Here is a 279-nt window from a genome sequence, read left to right as displayed (position 1 = left end):
GACGTACAGCGTATTTGTTTTGAACCTCAACCTCAGCCATTTGAAGCAGATGCCGTGGTTGCCAGGATTAATCAGATCACCACATGGGCCAGAAAGAACGCCTTGCCTGTCATTTTTGTTCAGCATGAAGAGCCAGACACAGAGATAGCCTATCAGACCGAAGGCTGGCAGTTACATACTGATCTGATCACCGCTGAAGGCGATATCTTTGTCCGCAAAACGACGCCGGACTCCTTTCATGACACTGTGCTGAAAACTACCCTGGATCGTCTTGAGATC

General features: G+C 48.7%; 1 protein-coding gene. It reads left to right on the top strand.

Features of this window, described 5'->3' with window-relative positions; genetic code table 11:
- Positions 1-12: 12 nt before the first annotated feature.
- A partial coding sequence (locus ACYP03_RS25870; RefSeq protein WP_459782657.1) for an isochorismatase family protein occupies positions 13-279 on the top strand: 267 nt, incomplete at its 3' end.

It is taken from the genome of Photobacterium sp. R1 (assembly GCF_054600795.1).
Note: the sequence above shows the minus strand (reverse complement) of the source record. Positions and strands in the feature narration are given on the sequence as shown.